The 21,790-nt window shown below is 41.6% G+C and carries 22 protein-coding genes; 5 read left to right on the top strand and 17 right to left on the bottom strand.

Features of this window, described 5'->3' with window-relative positions:
* Positions 1 to 17: 17 nt before the first annotated feature.
* On the bottom strand, positions 18 to 707 hold the full coding sequence (locus ACXYMT_RS07235) for a phosphoadenylyl-sulfate reductase (protein ID WP_459058412.1): 690 nt from the start codon (positions 705 to 707) through the stop codon (positions 18 to 20).
* A 6-nt stretch (positions 708 to 713) separates the two neighbouring features.
* Positions 714 to 959: a DUF1456 family protein gene (locus ACXYMT_RS07240; protein WP_459058413.1), complete on the bottom strand. Its 246-nt coding sequence runs from the start codon at positions 957 to 959 to the stop codon at positions 714 to 716.
* 219 nt (positions 960 to 1,178) lie between these two features.
* Between ACXYMT_RS07240 and ACXYMT_RS07245 the strand changes: the two genes are divergently transcribed.
* Positions 1,179 to 1,625 carry an Hsp20/alpha crystallin family protein gene (locus ACXYMT_RS07245; RefSeq protein ID WP_459058414.1) on the top strand — a complete coding sequence of 149 codons (447 nt, stop codon included), beginning with the start codon at positions 1,179 to 1,181 and terminating at the stop codon, positions 1,623 to 1,625.
* A gap of 317 nt (positions 1,626 to 1,942) precedes the next feature.
* On the opposite strand, the gene ACXYMT_RS07250 is transcribed toward ACXYMT_RS07245, so the two are convergent.
* The 4 genes from ACXYMT_RS07250 to ACXYMT_RS07265 form a co-directional block, all read right to left on the bottom strand.
* A complete protein-coding gene (locus tag ACXYMT_RS07250) occupies positions 1,943 to 3,154 on the bottom strand; it encodes a hypothetical protein (protein WP_459058415.1) in 1,212 nt (403 codons plus the stop codon).
* Positions 3,155 to 3,245: 91 nt separating this feature from the next.
* A complete protein-coding gene (uvrB, locus tag ACXYMT_RS07255) occupies positions 3,246 to 5,249 on the bottom strand; it encodes an excinuclease ABC subunit UvrB (RefSeq protein ID WP_459058416.1) in 2,004 nt (667 codons plus the stop codon).
* 87 nt (positions 5,250 to 5,336) lie between these two features.
* Positions 5,337 to 6,173 (bottom strand): ABC transporter permease, encoded by an 837-nt coding sequence (locus tag ACXYMT_RS07260; RefSeq protein ID WP_459058417.1) that lies wholly within the window; start codon positions 6,171 to 6,173, stop codon positions 5,337 to 5,339.
* Positions 6,173 to 7,075, bottom strand: coding sequence for an ABC transporter ATP-binding protein (locus ACXYMT_RS07265; protein ID WP_459058418.1), 903 nt, complete (start codon positions 7,073 to 7,075; stop codon positions 6,173 to 6,175). The genes ACXYMT_RS07260 and ACXYMT_RS07265 overlap by 1 nt, the downstream gene beginning before the upstream one ends.
* A gap of 91 nt (positions 7,076 to 7,166) precedes the next feature.
* On the opposite strand from ACXYMT_RS07265, the gene ACXYMT_RS07270 reads away from it, so the two are divergent.
* Positions 7,167 to 8,228: a hypothetical protein gene (locus tag ACXYMT_RS07270; RefSeq protein ID WP_324721394.1), complete on the top strand. Its 1,062-nt coding sequence runs from the start codon at positions 7,167 to 7,169 to the stop codon at positions 8,226 to 8,228.
* Between the two features lie 125 nt (positions 8,229 to 8,353).
* Here ACXYMT_RS07270 and ACXYMT_RS07275 read toward each other — a convergent pair whose 3' ends face one another.
* The 6 genes from ACXYMT_RS07275 to ACXYMT_RS07300 form a co-directional block, all read right to left on the bottom strand.
* On the bottom strand, positions 8,354 to 9,412 hold the full coding sequence (locus ACXYMT_RS07275) for a nucleoid-associated protein (RefSeq protein ID WP_459058419.1): 1,059 nt from the start codon (positions 9,410 to 9,412) through the stop codon (positions 8,354 to 8,356).
* Positions 9,413 to 9,472: 60 nt separating this feature from the next.
* Positions 9,473 to 9,982: an IS1096 element passenger TnpR family protein gene (locus tag ACXYMT_RS07280; RefSeq protein ID WP_459058420.1), complete on the bottom strand. Its 510-nt coding sequence runs from the start codon at positions 9,980 to 9,982 to the stop codon at positions 9,473 to 9,475.
* Positions 9,983 to 10,032: 50 nt separating this feature from the next.
* Positions 10,033 to 11,052 carry a COX15/CtaA family protein gene (locus ACXYMT_RS07285; protein WP_459058421.1) on the bottom strand — a complete coding sequence of 340 codons (1,020 nt, stop codon included), beginning with the start codon at positions 11,050 to 11,052 and terminating at the stop codon, positions 10,033 to 10,035.
* 28 nt (positions 11,053 to 11,080) lie between these two features.
* Positions 11,081 to 12,502 (bottom strand): CCA tRNA nucleotidyltransferase, encoded by a 1,422-nt coding sequence (locus tag ACXYMT_RS07290; protein ID WP_459059157.1) that lies wholly within the window; start codon positions 12,500 to 12,502, stop codon positions 11,081 to 11,083.
* 112 nt (positions 12,503 to 12,614) lie between these two features.
* Entirely contained in the window at positions 12,615 to 13,184 is a 570-nt protein-coding gene (locus ACXYMT_RS07295) for an L-threonylcarbamoyladenylate synthase (RefSeq protein WP_459058422.1), read from the bottom strand.
* Complete coding sequence (locus ACXYMT_RS07300) at positions 13,168 to 14,274, bottom strand: glycosyltransferase family 4 protein (RefSeq protein WP_459058423.1); 1,107 nt, start codon at positions 14,272 to 14,274, stop codon at positions 13,168 to 13,170. Before ACXYMT_RS07300 ends, ACXYMT_RS07295 begins: the two co-directional genes overlap by 17 nt.
* Before the next feature lie 267 nt (positions 14,275 to 14,541).
* On the opposite strand from ACXYMT_RS07300, the gene ACXYMT_RS07305 reads away from it, so the two are divergent.
* The 3 genes from ACXYMT_RS07305 to ACXYMT_RS07315 are packed head-to-tail and all read left to right on the top strand — an operon-like array spanning position 14,542 to position 17,213.
* Positions 14,542 to 15,663, top strand: coding sequence for a glycosyltransferase family 4 protein (locus ACXYMT_RS07305; RefSeq protein WP_459058424.1), 1,122 nt, complete (start codon positions 14,542 to 14,544; stop codon positions 15,661 to 15,663).
* Complete coding sequence (locus ACXYMT_RS07310; protein WP_459058425.1) at positions 15,664 to 16,455, top strand: glycosyltransferase family 2 protein; 792 nt, start codon at positions 15,664 to 15,666, stop codon at positions 16,453 to 16,455.
* The gene (locus tag ACXYMT_RS07315; protein WP_459058426.1) at positions 16,455 to 17,213 is read left to right on the top strand and encodes a lipopolysaccharide kinase InaA family protein; all 759 of its coding nucleotides are present in this window, start codon (positions 16,455 to 16,457) and stop codon (positions 17,211 to 17,213) included. The genes ACXYMT_RS07310 and ACXYMT_RS07315 overlap by 1 nt, the downstream gene beginning before the upstream one ends.
* 12 nt (positions 17,214 to 17,225) lie before the next feature.
* Here the strand turns inward: ACXYMT_RS07315 and ACXYMT_RS07320 are convergent, their stop codons facing one another.
* The 5 genes from ACXYMT_RS07320 to ACXYMT_RS07340 form a co-directional block, all read right to left on the bottom strand.
* On the bottom strand, positions 17,226 to 18,275 hold the full coding sequence (locus tag ACXYMT_RS07320; protein WP_459058427.1) for a CDP-glycerol glycerophosphotransferase family protein: 1,050 nt from the start codon (positions 18,273 to 18,275) through the stop codon (positions 17,226 to 17,228).
* Positions 18,272 to 18,958, bottom strand: coding sequence for a phosphocholine cytidylyltransferase family protein (locus tag ACXYMT_RS07325; RefSeq protein WP_459058428.1), 687 nt, complete (start codon positions 18,956 to 18,958; stop codon positions 18,272 to 18,274). The genes ACXYMT_RS07320 and ACXYMT_RS07325 overlap by 4 nt, the downstream gene beginning before the upstream one ends.
* A complete protein-coding gene (locus ACXYMT_RS07330) occupies positions 18,955 to 20,034 on the bottom strand; it encodes a glycosyltransferase family 9 protein (RefSeq protein ID WP_459058429.1) in 1,080 nt (359 codons plus the stop codon). Before ACXYMT_RS07330 ends, ACXYMT_RS07325 begins: the two co-directional genes overlap by 4 nt.
* A gap of 147 nt (positions 20,035 to 20,181) precedes the next feature.
* Entirely contained in the window at positions 20,182 to 20,997 is an 816-nt protein-coding gene (locus ACXYMT_RS07335; protein ID WP_459058430.1) for a 2,3,4,5-tetrahydropyridine-2,6-dicarboxylate N-succinyltransferase, read from the bottom strand.
* A gap of 11 nt (positions 20,998 to 21,008) precedes the next feature.
* Positions 21,009 to 21,716 (bottom strand): hypothetical protein, encoded by a 708-nt coding sequence (locus tag ACXYMT_RS07340; protein ID WP_459058431.1) that lies wholly within the window; start codon positions 21,714 to 21,716, stop codon positions 21,009 to 21,011.
* Positions 21,717 to 21,790 lie beyond the last annotated feature (74 nt).

The raw sequence follows: 21,790 nt of genomic DNA on the forward strand, positions 1-21,790 counted from the left end.
CACTCCGGGATTTTTTATTATAAGTGGAGTCCACATTCCGTTTTGGGATTATTATTCCAGCGGCCGGTCCTTTCCTTACCGGGAGCAGTGCAATGTGTGCATCCAATGGAGCTGTATCCTTTTGCAACCAAGGGGTGAAATGGTAATTTGTTTTCCGAAATAAATTGATCCCGCTGCTCTTTGCTCACATCTAATAGAGGATAGAACTTCAGGATCTCCCCGCGGTTTTCGAAGATGTTCAAGCTGGCTCTATGGTCACTTTGCCACTCCATTAATCCGCTTACCCACACAGTATACCGGGACTTAATGAGGTCCAGAGGTTTTACTTTATTTATGTAGCAGCAAAAATCAGGATTTTTCTTCCATGTTTCATCGTTCCTGGTGAATTCATGTTCTTCCTTAATTGAACTAATAGATTCTACCCGGAGACCATAGATTTCGCTAAGGCTTTTTTTATATTCTAACGTTTCTTCGAAATGATAGCCGGTATCTATGAAATAAACCAGTTGATCACGGTTAACATCAGAAAAAAGTTTTAGGAGGAAAGCCGATGTTGCAGCAAAGGAACTGGTAAGCATTACTTCAGCAAGGCCGAAGTCCTTGTAAAGCTCTTCAATTCTCTCGTAAATGTTCAGCTCCCTGTACTTCTTGTTGAGACGTTCAACTTCGGCCGGGGAAACTGTCCTCTTCTCTGCAAGAATTTCCATTGGCTGCTACTTCTTATCTTCTTTTGTGGGCATAGGCCCACGTTTATAGATCACGAGGCCATTAAGGAAATTCCGGAGGAACTGATCTCCACATTCCATGTATTTGGGATGGTCCTCACTTCTAAAGATCGCGCCAATTTCGCTTTTAGTCACTTTAAAATCAACTAGTGAGCAAATGTGGACTATGTCATCATCTCTCAGTTTTAAGGCAACTCTAAGCTTTTTGAAAATATCATTATTGGATAATGGCATGTAAGAAATTTGATGTGTAAAAGTACATAACCCTGATGAATAAAAGAAGCCGGGCGAGGCAAAATAAAAAAAAGAAGATATGAATCTATAGGGTAAAGTGTCAAAATGACATCTTATTAATAACAAAACCAGTCAAAAAGTCATAAAAACTCAACTGGTATTCAATTTGCCAAAGAATTATTGAAATTGAAAAAAGTATAACCTCAAAATATTATTATTATGAACCTTATTAAGCGAAACACCGACAACTGGCTTCCATCCATTTTTGATGACATGTTCAAGACAGATTGGATGGACAATGGAAATTCCGGAATGAACAGAATTGGAACCAGCGTTCCTGCCGTGAACATCTCAGAAAATGATGATGCTTTTACTTTGGAAGTTGCTGCTCCAGGAATGACCAAGAAGGATTTCAACCTGGAGCTGGATAACGGAGTACTTACTATTTCTTCTGAAGTGAAGAAAGAAGACGAGAAAAAAGAGAACGGCGGAAGGTTTACCAGACGTGAGTTTAGCTATACTAGCTTTAAGCGTGCCTTCAGCTTACCTGAAACTGTAGATCCTGAAAAAATATCTGCAAAGTACAATGAAGGCGTTCTTAAGATAGACCTTCCTAAACGTGAGGATGCCAAAGTACAGGCTAAACGATTGATAGATATCAAATAAGAATTTGCTTTATCTGACTCATGGAACGCCCTTCGGGGCGTTTTCTTTTTTTAATCTCAAGTGAAATTAAAACGCTTGATTCCTATAAGACTTGCAAAGTTTAAAAAAAGAATTTGTCTCCTGAATTCATCCGGAGAACTTCAAAATTCCTAATTGAGGTGACCTTAGCCTACACCTCTAAAAATGACATTTTTGGAAAACATTCTTAGAATTGGTCTGTCTGCAGCCAAAGAGATTTTATTAATTGTCCCTCCGGATTTATCCTGAGAAAATGAGCTCGTCTTCTTCAAATGGCTTCAGCTCAAAAGCCTCTAATTTTATTTGTCTAAAAGTATCCACCTGTTTCCTGCGCTTTGAATTAAATATTTCTGCCCCGGATTGATTCCTGTAACTGTGGAATTGGTAGTGATATCAAAGAGGTCGTTTCCACTCAGGAAATCGAAAGATTTATAGGAATTCCCGGGCCAATTAATTAGGTAAATGATCCTGTTTTTATTTAGCGCTGCATCAGGTATAACCACGCTGCTAACCTGGTTATTGATGCGGAGTGTATAAGCTTCATCAGGTATGGTAAAAGCTCCTGTAGACGAGGTGGTGGAGGAGTAGGTCCCAAAATGTGGATACTTCCAGCTGAGAATCCCGGTAGCGTCAGTCACCAAAACCTGATCTTGAAGCCCGCGTACGTCCGGAAGAATATAATCGTTTCCTGTTGTTCCAATTCCCAGCCTTCCGGCAAAATAGCCTGCATATACCTTTTTTGGATCACTACCAAAGGCAGTGCTGTAGATCCCATAAACAAATCCGGTGCCCTGGGTGGTACCTATTTCATTGTAGATGCCATAATGATTTTTAGTGGAGCCAAATGTTTTTCCTACATCATTCCAGATCCCGTAGATCTCCTCATTTGTATTCTGGTTGACTTCATTAAAAATGCCGTAGTGGATCCCAATTCCGCTGGCACTTACAGAGTTTTTTATTCCGTATTTCTTATCTGCGGTTGCAGTATTGTTGCTGCTAAGTATTCCATAAGTGACATTCTTGGTGGTAGAGCTGGCATTTTCCACTTCGAGTGGTGTGCGGTTAGCATGATCTTCAAGTGCATCTATCATCACTTTCAACTTAACATTTTGGGAGGTACCTCCAATAGTAACATTGCCTTTTCTGTAAACAGCTTCATTAGGACTGGCTGCCGGCGAGGTGGTGCCTACTTTATAAAAGTCAGATGAGGCTTTACCTGCCATGCCTTCCCACTTTCCTAAAGTAGAATTCCACCAATAGAATCCTGGTGAATATTCTCCTTTTTGGGTGGTGAGGAAAATCATCATGCCATTCTGCTCATTTGAAGGATTGGTCGCTGGAAAGTTATTGATCCGTGGAATCAGGATACCATCAGTGGGTCCGGGAGCTGTAGGGTTTTCAATAGTAACATCAAATTGAGCTTTAGGATCTGTGGTATTAATTCCCACCTGGGCCATTAGATTGCTACAAGTCAATAGTAGTACAATCCCTTTAAAAAGAGTCTTGATCACGAGTATAAAAGTTAGAGGGAGGCACCGGAATTATTATCAAGATAATAATTTATTCAGCTGCTGTTCAACACTCTAAACAAATTTTAACACTCTAAGAGGCTTCCTGAACTTTCTCCTGAAGCATTTTTATTTCGTCACGAAGTTTAGCCGCAGTCATAAAGTCCAATTCTTTAGCTGCCGATTCCATGGCCTTTCTCTTTTCCCTGATGCGCTTTTCCAGCTGGGGTTTGCTGAAGAATTCTGTTTCAGCTTCGGCTGCCTGCAGGGTTGGAGCAACTTCATAGGTATAAGGCTCCGGCTTTTTGCGAACGAGCATGTTCTCGAAAGACTTTTTGAGCGCAGTAGGGGTGATGTTGTTCACTTCATTATATTTCAACTGCTTTTCTCTCCTGTATTCAGTCTCGTCAATGGTCTTCTGCATACTGTCCGTGATCTTGTCAGCATACATAATGGCCTTTCCTTCAAGGTGACGTGCAGCACGACCTATGGTCTGAGTCAGGGAGCGATTGCTTCTCAAGAATCCCTCCTTATCTGCATCGAGAATGGCTACCAGTGAAACTTCAGGAAGGTCCAGTCCTTCCCTTAAAAGGTTCACCCCAACTAGCACGTCAAAAAGGCCTTTTCGAAGGTCCTGCATTATTTCCACCCGTTCCAAAGTATCAACATCGCTATGTATATAACGACAGCGAATGTCAATTCGCGTCAGGTATTTGGTAAGCTCCTCGGCCATTCGTTTGGTAAGGGTGGTCACCAAAATCCTTTGATCTTTGTCGATCCTTAATTGCATCTCCTCAATGAGATCGTCGATCTGGTTGAGACTGGGTCGCACTTCGATGACCGGATCTAATAAGCCGGTAGGTCGAATCACCTGCTCAATGTACATTCCTTCTGTTTTCTGAAGCTCATAATCTGCCGGAGTAGCACTAACATAGATCACCTGATTCTGAAGTACTTCAAATTCTTCAAACTTCAGCGGACGGTTATCCATGGCTGCCGGAAGCCTAAAGCCATACTCCACAAGTGTCTCTTTGCGCGACCGGTCTCCACCGTACATCGCATGCACCTGCGGAATCGTTACGTGACTTTCATCAACGACCATCAGGTAATCGTCAGGAAAATAATCCAGTAAGCAGAAAGGTCTTGTTCCCGGTGGACGACCATCGAGATATCGGGAATAGTTCTCAATTCCGGAACAATAACCCAACTCCCGGATCATTTCCAAGTCAAAATTTGTCCGTTCATCCAGCCTTTTTGCCTCCAGATGTTTTCCGATATCCTGGAAGTAATCCACCTGCTTGACAAGATCATCCTGAATTTCTCTAATAGCTCCCTGCAGTACATCTGGCGAAGTCACGAACATATTGGCAGGGTAAATATTCAGGCGGTCGTACTTTTCGATGAGGTCATTTGTGGCCGGATCAAAAGCTTCTATTTCTTCTATTTCATCTCCAAAAAAATGAATTCGGAAAGCATTATCAGCATAACTGGGGTAGATGTCGACCGTGTCTCCTTTAATCCGGAAATTTCCGTGATTAAATTCCGCTTCAGTCCTGGAATAAAGACTCTGAACCAGCTTGTGAAGCAATTGCGTCCTGGAGATCATCATGTCCCGCTCAATAGAAATAACGTTCTTCTTGAATTCTACCGGGTTTCCAATCCCGTACAGACAGGAAACGGAAGCAACAACAATTACATCCCTTCTTCCGGAGAGTAGGGAAGAAGTGGTACTGAGTCGCATTTTCTCGATCTCTTCATTTATCGAAAGATCCTTTTCTATATAAGTTCCCGATGTGGGAATAAAAGCTTCGGGCTGGTAATAGTCGTAGTAGCTAACAAAATATTCCACTGCATTGTCCGGAAAGAACTGCTTAAATTCAGAATAAAGCTGCGCCGCCAGGGTTTTGTTGTGGGCAAGGACCAAAGTCGGTTTTTGAACCTCTTCGATAACGTTGGCCACCGTAAAAGTCTTTCCCGATCCCGTTACTCCCAGCAAGGTCTGGTATCTCTCGTTGCTATTGATCCCATTGACCAGCTGCTTGATCGCCTGTGGCTGATCTCCTGTAGGCTTAAAATCTGACTGTACTTTAAATTTCATAGAATTTTTTGCTGACCTGCAAAATTAGCCAATTTGGAAGCTACCGGCAAATATTGCCGGCTTCTAAAAAGTTTAGGATCAGTTAGATTAGAGATCTCTCTTCTTCAGTAGTAAAAATGAAAAATAGACGAACAGGAAGGTCCAGACCACTACAATTAAAAGCTGGTACCAGTAGATCCCATAATCCTTGGTTATTTCAGAACCCATTTGCGCAGCTGCCGACTGGATCGCACCCAGTCGTGTAAAAGGTTCTTTTACGAGAATGCTCATCGATTCCAGCGGAAAGAACTGGGCAATGTTCTCTGCAATATTGGAATCTCTGAAAAGTTTATACTCCATAACCCCTCTGGCAATACTTTCCAGGATCCACCAGATGAACAGGAAACCAAGCGCAAAAGCCGATCTTTTGACAAGCACTCCCAGGAACATACAGAAAGCAAAAAAGCCTGTCAATTTTATGAAGTAGGCGAAGAGATATTCCATATCTGAAAAGATGATGGAGATCTCGGTATAATCTGAAAAGGAAAGCCCCAGGATCAAAGAAACTATAAAAAGAAATATAGTGGATAGTAAGGCGAAGCTTACCACCGTAAGGAATTTAGAAAGCACAAATTCTTTTTTGCTCAAGCCATCGATCAAATTCTGTTTAAGAGTACGGTTGGAGTATTCGTTGGACATGATCGAAACGATCACAATAGCCAGGAATAGCTTGAGAGTGGCAGCTACATAGCTGTTGAAGTGCCAGATAAACGGAAAGTTGAAAATACCCATGTCGGCAACCCTTCCTCTGAATTCTCCAATATTGAATTCGATGGAGGCGATAAGGGAAATGAAAGTGATCAACACAAAATAGGTTGTTATAAGAACCTTTGCTGATTTGCTGTAGCGCAGTTTATGATATTCTATATTGAGTAATCGTAACATTAAGCTGAGATTTGGTTGGTTAACTGCAAGAATTGTTCTTCAAGGCTTTCTTTGCGTTTCACGAGTTGGGAAAGCACCAGGCCATTATCAAAAAGATAGGTATTAAGGGTTTCGGCATCCATTGGCTCATCTAAAAATGCAACAAGACAATCCCCTTTTTCAGTGATCTTTCCGAAGGAAGGATGTGATTCCAGCAGGGATTTAAGTTTATCATTGTCTGCAGCCTTCAATTCAAAGAATCCGAAGCTGGCGTTCATTTGATCTACGGGTCCGCTGTAAAGTTTTTCGCCTTTTCTAATGATCACCACATGCGTACAAACCTTCTCCACTTCATCAAGCAGGTGCGAGGCCAGTAAAATAGTAGTTCCCATACCCGCAATAGTGGTAATGATCTCCCTTATCTGGTGAATTCCCTGTGGATCAAGCCCGTTAGTAGGCTCATCCAGAATAAGGATCTCGGGATCGTTTAGGAGGGCAGAGGCAATAGCCAGCCGTTGTTTCATTCCCAATGAAAAAGTGCGGAATTTACTGTCTTTTCTCTCAAGGAGGCCAACCAGTTCCAGTTTTTCATCAATCTTGTCCCGCGAAACATTTTTTATCTTGCACACGAGGGCGAGGTTCTGAGCGGCGGTCATATATGGATAGAAATTGGGCCGCTCAATGATGGCCCCAACTTTTTTCAAAGCATTGTGTGTGCTTTCTCGTCCGTCAAACCACTGGAAATCGCCGCTGGTCTTATTGACTACGTTTAAAACAATTCCAAGGGTTGTGGATTTGCCACTTCCGTTTGGACCAAGAATGCCGTAAACATTTCCTTTTTCAATGGTGAAGGAAAGATCTTTGACCGCTGTGACGGGACCAAATTTTTTAGTGAGATTATTAAGACGAAGTATTGTGCTCAAAATAAACCGGGTTTTAACATTCGACGCCTAAGTTAACGTTTTGTTACAGGCCGAAATAAAAAGAAGTCTTATTTTTGAGGAAAATCAGGGTATGCGGGAAAAATTAATGTCAAAAAAGAAACCATCCTTTCCGGTGAATGACCGGTTCCATAAATATCTCGCCAAGTACAATCGCAACACCAAAATCCCGGTTTTTTATGATGATCTTTTAAGGTTTTCGGGCTCGATCGTGGTATATGATCAGCATGAGGAGGATACTTACTGGGTTCGTTGTTATTATCCCGATTATGAAAGGGATGATATTGACAACAGTCTTAAAAAGGTCTATACGATCCTGCATTCTGATGGTAGTGATGATTCCCTGGAGTTCCTGAATGTCGATGCTATTGACTACTGTACCTTCGGAAATTCAAAGCCTTTCCGCATTAAGATCAGGAATATCCTGAACGATAGTTTTACGTATTTCTATGTAAAGAAAGCCGATGCATCCAGGATCTACGGACTTGAATTTGAACATATTCTTTCCCCGCACAGGATCAATTTCCTGGTTTATAGAGATACATTAATTGAAGAGCATATCGCCGGAATTCCCGGGGATGTCTTCATTGATGATGAACTGCCGCTTTGTGATGACAGGGCTAAAACTCAGATCGCAAAGCAATTCGTGAAATTTAACGAGCGGTGCACGATCAGGCTGTTGGGCGACATGCGTTCCTATAATTATGTGATCATTCCCACGCACGATTTTGATCATGTAGAATATCAGATTCGTGCTATTGACTTTGATCAGCAATGTTTTGAAGGAAATTTGAAAGTGTATCGGCCGCAGTTCTTCAAGGAAAACTTTAAAATGGTGCAACTGGTGAGTGAAAAGCTCCAGGAGTCATCTATTGAGCAGTACAGGAGGGAAGAACGTTCTCTACTGGCAAAAAGGATCATCAACGCTCAGTCGCGATATAAGGAATTGATGCGCTGTATTCTCAACGACCAGATCTCCAACGAACCTAACGTGAAGCAACTCCGGAAGGAGCTTTACGAATTCTCTAATGATATGAAATTCAAAAGAGCCCGCTCAATGGGGCAGATCCTTAGAACAGCCCTGGATTTCGTGAAGAGGAATTATGAGGATGTGAATATGAAAAGACTGATTTAAAGGATTAAGGTCTAATGATTAAGGAATAATAAAAGAGAAAGGGTGTCAAAAATGTCATTTTTGAGACCCTTTCTTTTTTTAGTCTTGGCTCTTGTTTCTTGTAGCGAAGCGGTCCTGGCTCTTTTTTAGCTTTTCTGCTCCTTATTAAAATACACCAGGTAATAGTACATCTGTCTTTCTTCATCCCAGCCTTTTTCAACAAATTTTTCGGCTGATTCAGGATTAATGAAGTCCATCTTGATCTGGATATTTGTATCGAGATTTATCGTGTTCTTGATCGACTTTCTTGCGGCAGTTACTGCAGTGTTGGAGATTGGGAAACTGGTAAGGTCCTCGATCTTATATTTTGGTGCTTTTTCGGTTTTGTAATTCTGGAATTCAGGGACGAGGGCCGGATTGTCAATAACCGAATTCAGGAAAGCACTTTCTTCAAAAGCATCATTTTTTGCAAAATAATCAACACTTCGGTTCATGAACATCACTTCTTCCTTTTTGTCTTCCGCAGGAAGTACAACGTCTTTGGCGAAGTTCTGGCAGAATTTCAGGTATTTTTTGGTGTGGAAATTCTCATCGGCCAGAACATCAACTCCAAGGAAATTCTCCAGCCAGTATTTGGTGTCGTACTTGTTTGAATCTACAGAAAGGATCTTAAAACCTTCCTCCCTGTTCTTATTGAAGATAATGGCTCCTTTGTCCAGTTTATTCAGGTTTATTCCCTGCTGAATGATCATTTCCAGAATGCTCTCTTTCTCCTGGAACTGCAGGAAATCGTGCTTTAATTCAGATTTGAAAATTCCGATAGCAGTGGTCTTTTCATTGTCGAGCATCATGTTATCGAAATAGACCACATAGACTTCCCCGCTTTTAATGTGCGGGTGTGACGACTGTTCAAAAAGTAAAGTTGTGATCTTCTTTGATTGCTCGTGAATGGTTTGAGGAGCGTCAAAGATCTTACATGCGATCTCAAATAACGGGTTGAATTCCACATCCACCTCATTGGCGAATTGGAAATAATTTTCCTCTTTGTCTCTGAAAGGCTTTAGGAAATACTCTTTTATAAGAGGTGTGATCTCATCATTCAGGTGGAATGGCTGGGCAGAAAGAAAAATGTTCTCATTTCGGCTTTTGTTACCAACCCTGTGAATAGAAAGAGAGTCAATGTGAGCGTTATATAAGTTGATCATATTGAAAAAGTGCGGTTAAGTTACCGGATTAATAAAGGCTGAAAAATAGGGAAATTTGAACTAGTTCCAGTTCTCGTCGAAAGAAAGATCGTCGTAATCGTCTACATCAAAATCGTCGTCGTAGTCGAGGCTTAAATCATCGTCTTCGGCCTGGAACTCCTTTTCGGGAGCTGCTGTAGGCAATTGTCCGTGAACGAACAGCAGGTTTGGGTAATCCATTTGAGGATCGGGTTCTGCGATCTCGGCCAGCTCCACAAGAAAGGTCCACATGCTGAGAAAATCATAAACATAGATAAGTTTGGTCTGCTCTTCAGAAACTACATCATCAAGAGTGGTTTCATTCATAAGCCGAACAGAGCCTGTACCTTCGGTCACGTCAAACTGGGAAATCTCTTCCCCCTGGTTCCATTCATCATCACTAATATAGAAAGAAGCCATCTCGGTGCCGTCAAACCCAAAGGATTGAAGGATGGTATTATGTAAATCTTCAAGCGTGTTATCGCCCATAATTTCTATGTCACGAAACACATCTTCTTCGGCATCAAGGATAATTCTAAATCTATACAGCATAAGTCAAAAATTTGGAGTGCAAAGATACGTTTTTAGATGAGAAATTAAATCTAGCGACTAAATCTATGCAGGGTGAAAGTCATGGCCGTGAGCAGGAAAAATGCTCCTATTTGGTGTGCAACGCCCAGCCACAAAGGTACTGCGTAAATAAGGGTGAGTACGCCTAAAAGGAACTGCAAAAATACGAGCCCTACCAGCCATTGAATTCCTCTTTGCTGCGGAAGGGTAAGTTTCAAATTTCTTGATCTGTACCAGATGTATAGTATTATTGCTACAACCACATAGGCCATATACCGGTGAACGAACTGCACGCCGCTCTTTCCTTCAATGAAGTTTCGCCACAGTGGTTTTTGTTCGATATATACGGTTTCATGAATCCATTCCCCGCCGGTCATCAAGGGCCAGAAATTATGTATCCACCCGGCATCAAGTCCGGCTACAAAGGCTCCCCAAATGATCTGTAACATCAGGACGATCATTCCCACCCAAATGAGATTTCTGAAGCTCTTATTTATCGCCTTTTTCTTGGGATAAATAAGGTCCATGGCCACCCAGAAACAATAGGCGAAGGTGACAAAAGCAGTGGTTAAATGGGCTGCCAGCCTGTAATGGCTAACTGCCGGCATATCTACCAGTCCACTTTTGACCATATACCAGCCCAGGAAGCCCTGAAAACCTCCGAGAATGAGAAGTACGACCGATTTGTAAATTGTTTGTTTTGTAAGCTGTTTGGTAATTAGGAAATACAGGAAAGGAATAATAAAGACCAGACCTATTAAGCGGCCAATTACCCTGTGGATCCATTCCCAAAAATATATTCCTTTAAAATCTTCAAGAGTGAAATGGTAATGCAGTTTTTGATACTCGGGAAATTGCTTGTAGAATTCGAATTCCTCTACCCATTGCTCCTCTGTTAACGGAGGAATGGTCCCTGTGATCAGTTTATAATCTGAAATTGAAAGTCCGGAGTTGGTAAGGCGGGTGATTCCTCCCACTACAACCATTATAAAAATCAAGAAACATCCGGTAAACAGCCAGTAAACTACTTTCTTATTGTCTTTTTCTCTCATGGGGGTGAATGTCAAGGTAAAGCATAAATTATTGAGGGGATAAACCTATTTCTTTTCCTTTTTGAAGCATATACGCTTTGGCAGCATCATAATCATTTGGAATCTCCCCCTCTAAAATAGCTTCTTTAATAGCGTCTTTTATGATCCCGATCTCCCTGGAAGGTTTAAGATTGAAAGTCTCCATGATCTCTTCTCCGGAAACCGGTGGCTGGAAATTCCGCACGTGGTCCCGCTCTTCAACTTCTTTTATCTTTTGCCTTACGACCTTGAAATTGTTGTGATACTTTCTGAATCGACGGGGGTTCTTTGTGGTGATATCGGCTTCACATAAGGTCATAAGATCTTCAATATCTTCACCTGCATCAAAAATGAGTCTGCGTACAGCCGAATCTGTGACATCCTGAGACAGAACAATAGGTCTGGAGCTCATGTACACCATCTTTTGTACGAACTTCATCTTTTCATTCAATGGCATTCGCAATCTCTTAAAGAGTTTAAAAACCATTTTTGAGCCTACAAATTCGTGGCCGTGAAAGGTCCATCCCAGGTTCTCATCAAACTTTTTAGTAGGAGCTTTTCCAATATCGTGGAGAAGTGCTGCCCAGCGAAGCCAGAGATCATCTGTATTTCCTGAAATATTGTCTACAACTTCCAGAGTATGCCAGAAGTTGTCCTTGTGACGCTGACCTTCTATTTCATCAATTCCCTCAAGCGCTGTCAACTCCGGAAGGATCAACCTTAATAGTCCGGTTTTATGAAGCAGGCTGAATCCTACCGATGGTTTTGGCGAAAGGAGGATCTTGTGGAGTTCATCCACAATCCTTTCCTTCGAAATGATCTTAAGTCGGCTCCTGTTGCGAATGATAGCCTGCAAAGAATCTTTCTCGATCCTGAATTGTAATTGCGAAGCAAATCTCACTGCTCTCAGCATTCGCAAAGGATCATCGGAGTAAGTTATATCGGGGTCCAGGGGAGTGCGGATAACTCCGGCGCTTAGATCCTGTAAACCGTTGAACGGGTCCAGCAGGTCGCCGTATGTATCTTCATTTAAGCTCAGCGCCAGGGCATTTATGGTGAAGTCTCTGCGATTCTGGTCATCTTCAAGAGAACCTTGCTCCACTTCAGGATTTCTGCTTTCTTCAGAATAACTTTCTTTACGGGCACCAACGAATTCCACTTCCATATCATAAGCACGCAACATGGCGGTTCCGTAGTTCTTAAAGATCTGAACTTTGGGTTTATGCGGAAGAAGATCTGAAACCTTTTGTGCAAGTTCGATCCCGCTACCCACTGCAACTATATCAATGTCTTTATGTTCTCCCCGCTGCAGGATATAATCTCTTACAAAACCACCAATGACATAACTCTCCAGGTCAAGTTCCTCAGAGGCAAGAGAGATTACCTTAAAAATATTGTTTGTTAGTGCCTGTTTGTAGTTGTTCACTTCTATACTTTTCTTTCCTGGCTACGAATTCACTAATTATTCTTATTGGATCTGCTTTTAGACCTCACAGGTTTTGGAAACCTGTGAGGTCCTTTAGTCGTGGCCATTTTATTTGAAATCATTTCCTAATCACCTGCACCTTTCCGTCGTTGCTAAGCTTAATGATAGCCGAAGGTTTTGGCGTTTTAATGGCCTGGTGCAAATTTACCACATAGTCTACACCTTCTAAAATTTCCTTGCTTATTTGCGCAAAAGTTTCAGGGGTTGGCTGTCCACTCAAATTAGCTGAAGTTGAAACTAAAGGCCTCTTTAATTTTCGGATAAGCTGCTGACAAAATTTATCCTTGGTAACTCTAATTCCGAGGGTGTTATCTGCACCTACTAAATTTTCAGCTACGCGTATGGGCTGGTCATATACAATGGTAGTAGGCTTGGCAGCATATTTCAAAATGTCATAAGCTACTTCCGGTACATCTTCCACATACTGGTTAAGCATCTTAAAATCAGATACCAGGCAGATCAATGCTTTCTCCTCACTTCTTTTCTTTAAGGCGAAGATCTTGTCTATGGCGTCTGCATTGGTGGCGTCACACCCAATTCCCCAAACCGTATCGGTAGGATAGAGGATTATTCCGCCTCTTTTAAAAACGTTGTAGGCATTGTTGATTTCTTCAGTGTAATCTCCCATTTAGTGCTGTTTTATAGATCTCCAGTGTCTTCCCGGCCATGATCTTGCTCGTGAAGTTTTGAAATAATTTTTCCCTGGAAATTTTTGCAAAGTTCGGGATTACCTGCGGATTTTCAAGCAAAAACAACAGGTTTTCGCCCAAGCTCATATGATCATAAGGATTGCTTAAGAGGCCGTTCACATTATCTTCTATTACTTCAGGAATTCCACCGACATTAGTACTCACCACCGGCACATTGTAATAGAAGGATTCGTAGATCACCTGCGGAATTCCCTCGTTTTCTGAAGTAAGGAGCGTGACGTCGAACTGCGGGATCAAAGCTGAAGCTTCAGGAATATATCCGGTGAATAGGATATGATCCTCGAGATCCAGCTCCTTTACAAGCTTTTTAAGGTCTTCAGTTCTACGGCTGAAATTTCCTATTTGCACAAAATAAAGCTGCTTCTGATTTTTCTGGTTTATAAGGTAATCTGCAGTGTAAATAAAGGTTTCAAGATGCTTGGCCTCGATATGGTTGGCAATATTCCCAATGATGACAGCACCTTCCGGAAGGTCAAATTTACTCCTTATCCAAAAAGAGGATTTTTCGGCTTTGTTATCTAAACGTGTTCCATGATAAACTACTTCAAGTCTGCCCCCACAGTTAATGGTTTGAGTGCTTATCTCCTTAGTAGCCTCAGAAACACACAGGATCTTCTTGATCTTTTGATAATTGTACTTAAAGAGCGTTTGCCGTCTCGGCCGAATGGGAAATGAGGTCTTTTTACTCAGTATGAAAGGCGGTAGCGCGGCAAAATGATCGGCCATTACAGCCAGAGTGAGCGCAGTACTGTCGTGGAGATGAAGCAGGTCAAATTTTTGCTTTTTACACAGGTAAGCGAGCTTTAGCACGAAACGCGGATCCATTTTATTTGCCAGCGGTGCAGTGATCACATTAAGATCACGACCCTGCAGGCGTTGGTGAAGCATTCCGCCTCTTACACAAAAGACCGCATTTTTCACATCCTCCTTCAGCTCAAAACATAGATTTTCGAGGTGGTTTTCACCGCCGCCCCAATTTTGTGCTGCCGAAAGGTGTAGGATCTTCATTATTTTTTCTGATGCAGAAATTTGCTGCTTCTAAATATTCTTCTGAAAACCTGAAAAAACTGGTTTTTAATCTCAGGTGCTTCTGATTTTTACAGGACTCAAAATTACTGGTTTAATTTTAAAGAAAGACCGTCTCTTCTGGAAAAACAGGAAAGGCGAGGGTGTCAAAAATGAGCTTTTACAATAACATTTTTGGATGGGGAAGTAGTGAAGTATTTTCTTCCAGATGAAAACCTTTACCTTTGTTTTTGAAGATCGCGAAATTCTATGAAAGTTTTACATGTTTCGGGTGCCCGCAGCTGGGGTGGTAATGAGCAGCAGTTAATGTATCTTATCGATGAGCTCGATAAGCTGGGAGTGGAACAGGTTCTTTTTTGTTATGGAAACACTCCTCTGGAAAAAGCAGCGGCTTCACATCCTATAAAGATATGGTCTATAGCAAGGGTGAAACCATATTCTGCAGTTTATAGAAAAGAATTAAGAGAGGTTATTGTCAAGGAAAAGATCGAACTTATTCATTTACATACCAGTGATTCAGTGACCGGTTTTGTGGTTACCGATTTACTAAAACCCATTGGCGTACCTACGGTTTTCGCAAAAAAAGGGGTAAGAGAAAAGAACAGTGCGCTGAGCAAGTTCAAATACAATTACAGGAATATCGATCGCATCATAGTCATTTCTGAATATGTGAAGGAAAACTTCAAAACCGTTCTTAAGCCAAAGAATCACCGTAAAATGGTAACGGTTTATAATGGAATAAAAGTTCCGCCGGAGTCAGTTGAAGCAGAATTCAGCCTCAGGGAAAAATTGGAATTAGAGGAAGGAAAGATACTTTTTGGAAGCATCGCCAACCATACCCGGGCAAAAGATCTAATGACACTGATCAAAGCAACTGAGCTTCTCATGAAAAAAGGAGAAGAGAACTTTCACATTGTACAATTAGGTTCTCCTTCCAAACTTACTCCCGAATTTAAAAAAGCAGTGGATGATCTCAAAATAGGTTCTCATTTTACCTTTTTTGGATTCGTTCCCAATGCAGTCTCCTTTATGCCGCAATTGGATGCCCTGGTCATAAGTTCTAAACGGGAAGGAGGTCCTTCTTCTCTCATGGAAGCATTTTCAAGGAAAACGGCAGTAATTTCTACTAAAGTCGGAGTAGTGGAGGAGGTGATAGAAAACGGGAAGAACGGATTTTATGTTCCGACAGAAGATCCTGAAGCCCTTGCAGAAAGTATGGCCGATTTTATCAAAAATCCTGATTTGGCTCAAAAGTTCGGAGAGCGTTCCTTTGAAAAATTTCAGAATTCTTTTACTGCAGAGCACTTGGGTAAGAACACCTATGAGGTATACCGGGAATTATTAAACTCCAAAAAGAATCTGGTTCATTAAATGAAAACAGCACTTCTTATATCAACCTATAATTGGCCTGAGGCACTGCGGCAGGTTCTTAATAGCGTCTTGAATCAATCCCACTTGCCCGATGAAATACTAATAGCCGATGATGGTTCGGGGGAAGAGACAGCTACTGTGATTGAGAACTTCAAGAAAAGAAGCCGGGTTCCCGTTTCCCATTTTTGGCAGGAGGATAAAGGTTTTAGGAAATCGGCTGTATTGAATCAGGCTGTGGCAGGAACCAAGGCGGATTACATTCTGCAAATTGATGGCGATTGCATTTTGCACCCCGATTTCGTAAGGGATCATATATCAGGTGCTAAAAAGGGTTTATTTCTGTTCGGTTCCCGGGTCAATATCAAGCCTTCGGCCGTTGAAAAAGTGCTTCAGAAGGAATCAGCAAAATTCTCAGTATTGTCCGGTGAAATAAAGAATAAGAGCAGAAATATTCGTATTCCGATATTTCAGAAATTATATAAACCTTCAGCAGAATTTTCGGGCAAGACCAGAGGCTGTAATCTATCCTATTGGCGCAGTGATTTCATAGCTGTAAATGGCTATGATGAAACCATGGAAGGCTGGGGTAGAGAAGATTCCGAATATGTGATAAGGCTTTTGAACACCGGAGTGGAAGGAAAAAGGTTGAGGTACGGCGGAATTGTCTATCACATTCACCATGTGGAGAAATCCAGGGAATTTCTGGAGCGCAATACAGAGATCCAGGAAAAGACTATCCGGGAAAAAAAGAAGTGGTGCGAAGCCGGAATTGATAAATATCTGAAGAACTGATGAAACTAGTACTTTCAGAAAATTTCAAAGGTTCAGAAAAAGAGATCAGGGAAATCCTTGAGCATTTCAATGAGCGGGGGGAGCAATTGGGTAGCGGAGCCAGGAATAAGATTAGGTTGTTCGACCTGGCAGGAATAACTGTGAACGTCAAGAGTTTCAAAGTTCCGAATGCTGTAAATAAGATCGCTTACAGGTTCTTTAGGAGATCCAAAGCCGAGAGATCTTTCAATTACGCACAAAAGCTATTGCAAAAACGAATCGGAACTCCGCGTCCTATTGCCTATGCCGAAGAAACTTCCGGAACTGCTTTTAAAAGGAGCTTTTATATCAGCGAACATTTGAAATACGATCTAACCTATCGCGAACTCGTCCAGCAATCTGATTATCCTGGGAGGGAAGAGATTTTACGGGCATTTACCCGCTTTACATTCGAGCTGCATGAAAAGGGAATAGAGTTCCTGGACCATTCTCCTGGAAATACGCTTATCCAGATAGTTGGAGATAATTACAAATTCTTTCTTGTCGATCTGAATAGAATGAATTTTAAAGATCTGAATTTCGAAGAGCGGATGAAAAATTTCTCCCGACTTACACCCAGAAAGGAGATGGTGAAAACAATGGCTTCTGAATATGCGCCGCTCATTCATAAACCTGAAGAAGAGGTGTTTCAAAAAATGTGGCACTACACTGAAGAATTTCAGAAAGGATTTCAGCGGAAAAAAGAGATCAAAAAGAAGCTGAAGTTCTGGAAGGCTTAGGTGTCAAAAAGGTTAATTCCGGTTCTTCTTTCTTCTGAACATCCGGTTCATTTTACGCCTTCTAAGGAAGGGTAATTTACGTCTTTTTGGTACCCCGTGTTCTTCAATATAATCTTTGACAGCTTGTACCATCCTCTCTGCGCTGCGGCCGTCATTGTAAGGATGATATTCGTCAATAACTATTTTTCGCTCCTCCTTATAAGGATCCTGTTCAAGGTTGCGTCTCACTTTCCTGGCCAGGTTGGTGTAGCTGGGAGCATTATCCCAGACCACAGCTTCAGAGCTGCTTTTGTAGGTGATCACAGGCTTATCCAGCAATAAAAATTCGTAGACCACAGAGGAGGTGTCGCTTATCATAAGATCGGCCATGAGCAGGAACTTGATGATATTCGGCTCTTCCTCCAGGAGGATATTTTTATGCTCCCCGGCAAGTTTGCGATATTGGGCCACCACGTCCGGAGCCATTAGGTCATGGAACTTAATTTGAATAAGATAATCTTGCTCTTTTGCAAGTTCCTTGATTTCATTTAGCAGGTGCGGGGCAGAGGTGAGGGAGGGAGAAAAAGTAGGGGCGTATAAAATGAGCTTTTCCGCCTTGTGTTCCTTTAAAAGTGCTTCTTTTTCGGCTTCATATTTAGCAGAGTCATGAGCATATATATCCAGTTTCGGCCAACCTGTTTCCATGACCTCAAAATTGCGGTGGCGACGCTTCAGCCTTCTAAACTTTCGGGTAAAATATGGTCCCTGGGTAAGGTATAGATCGAAGTAATGTCTTATTCTAAAATGTCCTTTTTTCTCACCTGCAAGTCCGTGGAAGATCTGAACTTTCACTCCCCTAAGGTAATGTGGGACTTCGTTGCCCGGGCACAGGATAGCGTCACTCTGCCATTCTACCAGCTCCTCGAGATCATAAGTATAGGGCTCTCCGGGAAAGGGGAATTTTCCTTTTAATCTTTCTGCGAGGAACCACAGATATTCATCATTATTCTGCTTTAGAACCTGCATAATAGGTTCCATTATTCCGAAGGCGTAGGGATTTTGGCAGAACAGGATGAATTTCATGCTTCAAAGATAAGGTTTGCAGTCTCAAGATCCTCCTCAAAATCCACTTCTATACAACGGTAGCGGGAAATATCCACTGCTTTCACTTTAATTCCTGCCTCCTGGATCGCAGTTTCTATTCCGCGTTCGAAGTAGTCATTGTCGTCACATTTTTCAAGATGCTCGATCAAGACAGGAACATCCTTAGCGGAGACGTAATTTATTCCGACAGCCTCTCCTAAACCATTCTTTACAGTCTTGGAAAGCTCTTCAATTGTGCCATTTTTGAGGGTGTATTTAACCTCTTCTTCGGCTACGCGACTGGTGTTGACCGAGACAAAAGAATTTCCGGCGGCAATTTCCTCTTCCAGGATCTCAAAAATTTCAGGTTCAAAGATAACATCGCCATTAAGCCAAAGTACATCTTCTTTCCTGTTCTTCTTCAAGGCCTTCAGCAGACTTTTAGAAGTGTTTGTGGAGTCGAAGAATTGGTTGTAGATATAGGTGAGGTCGGGGAAACGCTCCATGATGAGGTCCTTTTTAAAGCCGACCACTATATTGATGTCATGTTCAGAAAAGATGTCCGAAAGGCTTTCTACCTGCCTTTCCATAATGCTTCTTCCGTCTTTGAGGGGCGTAAGTGGCTTTGGAAATGGGTTCCCGAGTCTGGAACCAATTCCTGCTGCCAGGATAACTATTTTCATTTGTCGATTTTATATGCTGTCACCGTTTCAAGGAACGATTTTAATTTCGCGAATATAAGATTTGGCGCCAGCAGTTCATAGAATTCCGGAGCTTTTTTTGTTATTTCTGAAGTGGAAAGTCCTTGAAGTTCAGCCGGTTTGTAATCCCGAAGGTGGACAGAGACATTTTCCCTGCCATCTTCATAGATGCTCCAGTTCTCTTTTTTGATTTGCGGTGAAAATATTGCAAATGTTGGTACCTGCAGTGCTTTAGCCATATTCACTGCTCCGCCTTCGTTTCCTATCAAGGCATCACAATAAGATGTTATTGCCATGAAATCTCTTAGTGAGGTTCCAAAAATGTCAAAAAAGATGTGCTTTTGAGTTTCCGGACTACACAGGTCGTAAAGCTTACCGGCCTCTTCTACCTGCTTAGGGATATAATTGAACAACAATTGAGCTCCTGTTTTTTCGACTATGAAATTCAAAACCTGTGCCATGTAAGGCAGTGGATAGGTCTTTGCTGCTGAACTTCCCAGGATCCCGCACATAATAAGCGGTTTCGCAAGGGAGATCCCATCAGCTTCCAATCGTGTCCTTGCTGCTTCTTTTTCTTCTGAAGTCAAATAGATCTTAGGCTTGATCTCTACAGGAAAATCAGAAGACAAAGCCTGCAGGAGCTGCATCCGATTCTCTATGGCAAGTCCAGCATTTGTCTCGCTTTTCTTTTTGTTTTTAAAGGTGTGGGTATAGGCTTTCCTGGTGTACCATTTGTCGTAAGAGATCCTGATTTTTGCCCCGGAAAATCTTGTGATCAGTGCGGTATTTATTTTGGAATAAACATCGATCACCACATCATAATCCTGATTTCGTATGCTCTTCAAAAAGGTGAAAAAAGCGGCAGGTTTTTGATCCTCTTTTGGTTCGAATAAAATAAGTTCATCGATAAATGGATTATGCTCCACTACAGCTGCAGTGTGCCGGTGAATAAGATAATCCAGCTTAGCTGTGGGATACTTTTGTCTAAGGGCACTAAAAAGGATAGAGGACGTTAGTACATCCCCTATCATTTTTTGTTGTATCACGAGTATCTTCATGTCCCCTGGGGTTAGACTACCTGCAAATTCTAATTAATGTCATCCTGCACTTCTAGTTCTAATCAAAATTCAAATAAGAATTTAAAGATTCTGAAATAAATTCAGAATGACGTTTTTCAATTTTTTAAGGAAGCCTTTTTTACAAATTTACACAGCTACATTGTGCTCTCTTAAAGCATTGTTCAAAGAGGTCTTTTTGTCGGTGCTTTCCTTTCTTTTTCCAATGATCAATGCGCATGGCACCTGGTATTCTCCTGCAGGGAATTTTTTGGTGTAGCTTCCCGGGATCACCACCGAACGTGCCGGAACTATCCCTTTCATCTCTACCGGCTCGTCTCCCGTCACATCGATGATCTTGGTCGAGGCCGTTAGCACTACATTAGCTCCAAGTACGGCTTCCTTTTCAACTTTTACACCTTCAACTACTATACTTCTTGAACCAAGGAAGGCATTATCCTCAATAATTACTGGTGCGGCCTGTAAAGGTTCGAGCACTCCTCCAATTCCTACTCCGCCGCTTAAGTGCACGTTTTTCCCAATTTGGGCGCAGCTTCCAACAGTCGCCCAGGTGTCTACCATTGTGCCTTCATCAACGTAGGCTCCAATATTCACATAGCTGGGCATCATGATCACTCCGCTGGAAATATAGGATCCGTGTCTGGCTACCGCATTTGGAACTACTCTTATTCCTCTTTCTTTATAGCCTTTTTTCAGCGGAATCTTATCATGATATTCAAAGATCCCGGCTTCCAAAGTCTCCATTTTTTGAATAGGAAAATAAAGGACAACTCCCTTTTTTACCCATTCATTCACCTGCCAACCATCGGCTGTAGGTTCGGCAACGCGAAGTTTTCCGCTGTCAAGCAGGTCGATGACCTCACGAATTGCATCTGTAGTTTCAGTTTTATTAAGGAGTTCCCTGTCATCCCAGGCTTTTTCAATTATTTCTTTTAAATGTTGCATGTACGTATTATTTAATCCTTGTGCTTAATAATATGGTTTTCTCTCTTTTTATATTTCTCCAGGAAATACAAAAGTGTGTCTATGAACAAAGCTACACCTAACATTTCGAAAAGTTCTTCAAATGTAGCCAGTACAAATATAATAGGTTCTGTTGTCACGTTTTCAGAAGCTAATTCCCGTTGAAAAACAAAATTAACGGCAATACTTTCCAGAACAATAGCTCCAAAAATAAAAATAATTCCCGCCAGTATAAACCTATAGTATATTCTGCGGGGAAGAGACAAGAGAGGTTTTAGGATTACAGTAGCAAGGATCAAAGTCCCGAGGCTATAGACTACCACCCAATTGTACAGAAACGTCCCCATTTCCTCGAGTGCCTTAATATTACCGGAAACTTTTTCATGAATACTGAGTATCTCGTCAACTCCAAGGAAGAAAAATAAAAACGATAGAACCGCCCAAAACCATTTTTTATTATTAATAGTTAATCTGCTTATGGCAATAGTCCCCAGCAAATAAGATGCTGTAAAATGAAGAATTCCGGAAAAGATGGTAGGTAGGTTTCTTTCAGAATCAAAATTTAATTTTCTAAAGAAAAAGCTTTCAGGTTCGAGGTCGTAATACAGTAGGTGTAAATAGCTGCCAATATTCAGTAACAACAAAAGAATAATGACACCTAAAATGACTAAAGAGGATTTTCTTCGGGGTAGAAATTTCATCAGATAATGATGCGGATTTGAGGTGCAAAGAAACAAAAAAAAGGTATCTCCTCTTAAACCACCGGGTATTTACC

Source organism: Salinimicrobium sp. CAU 1759 (genome assembly GCF_054482715.1).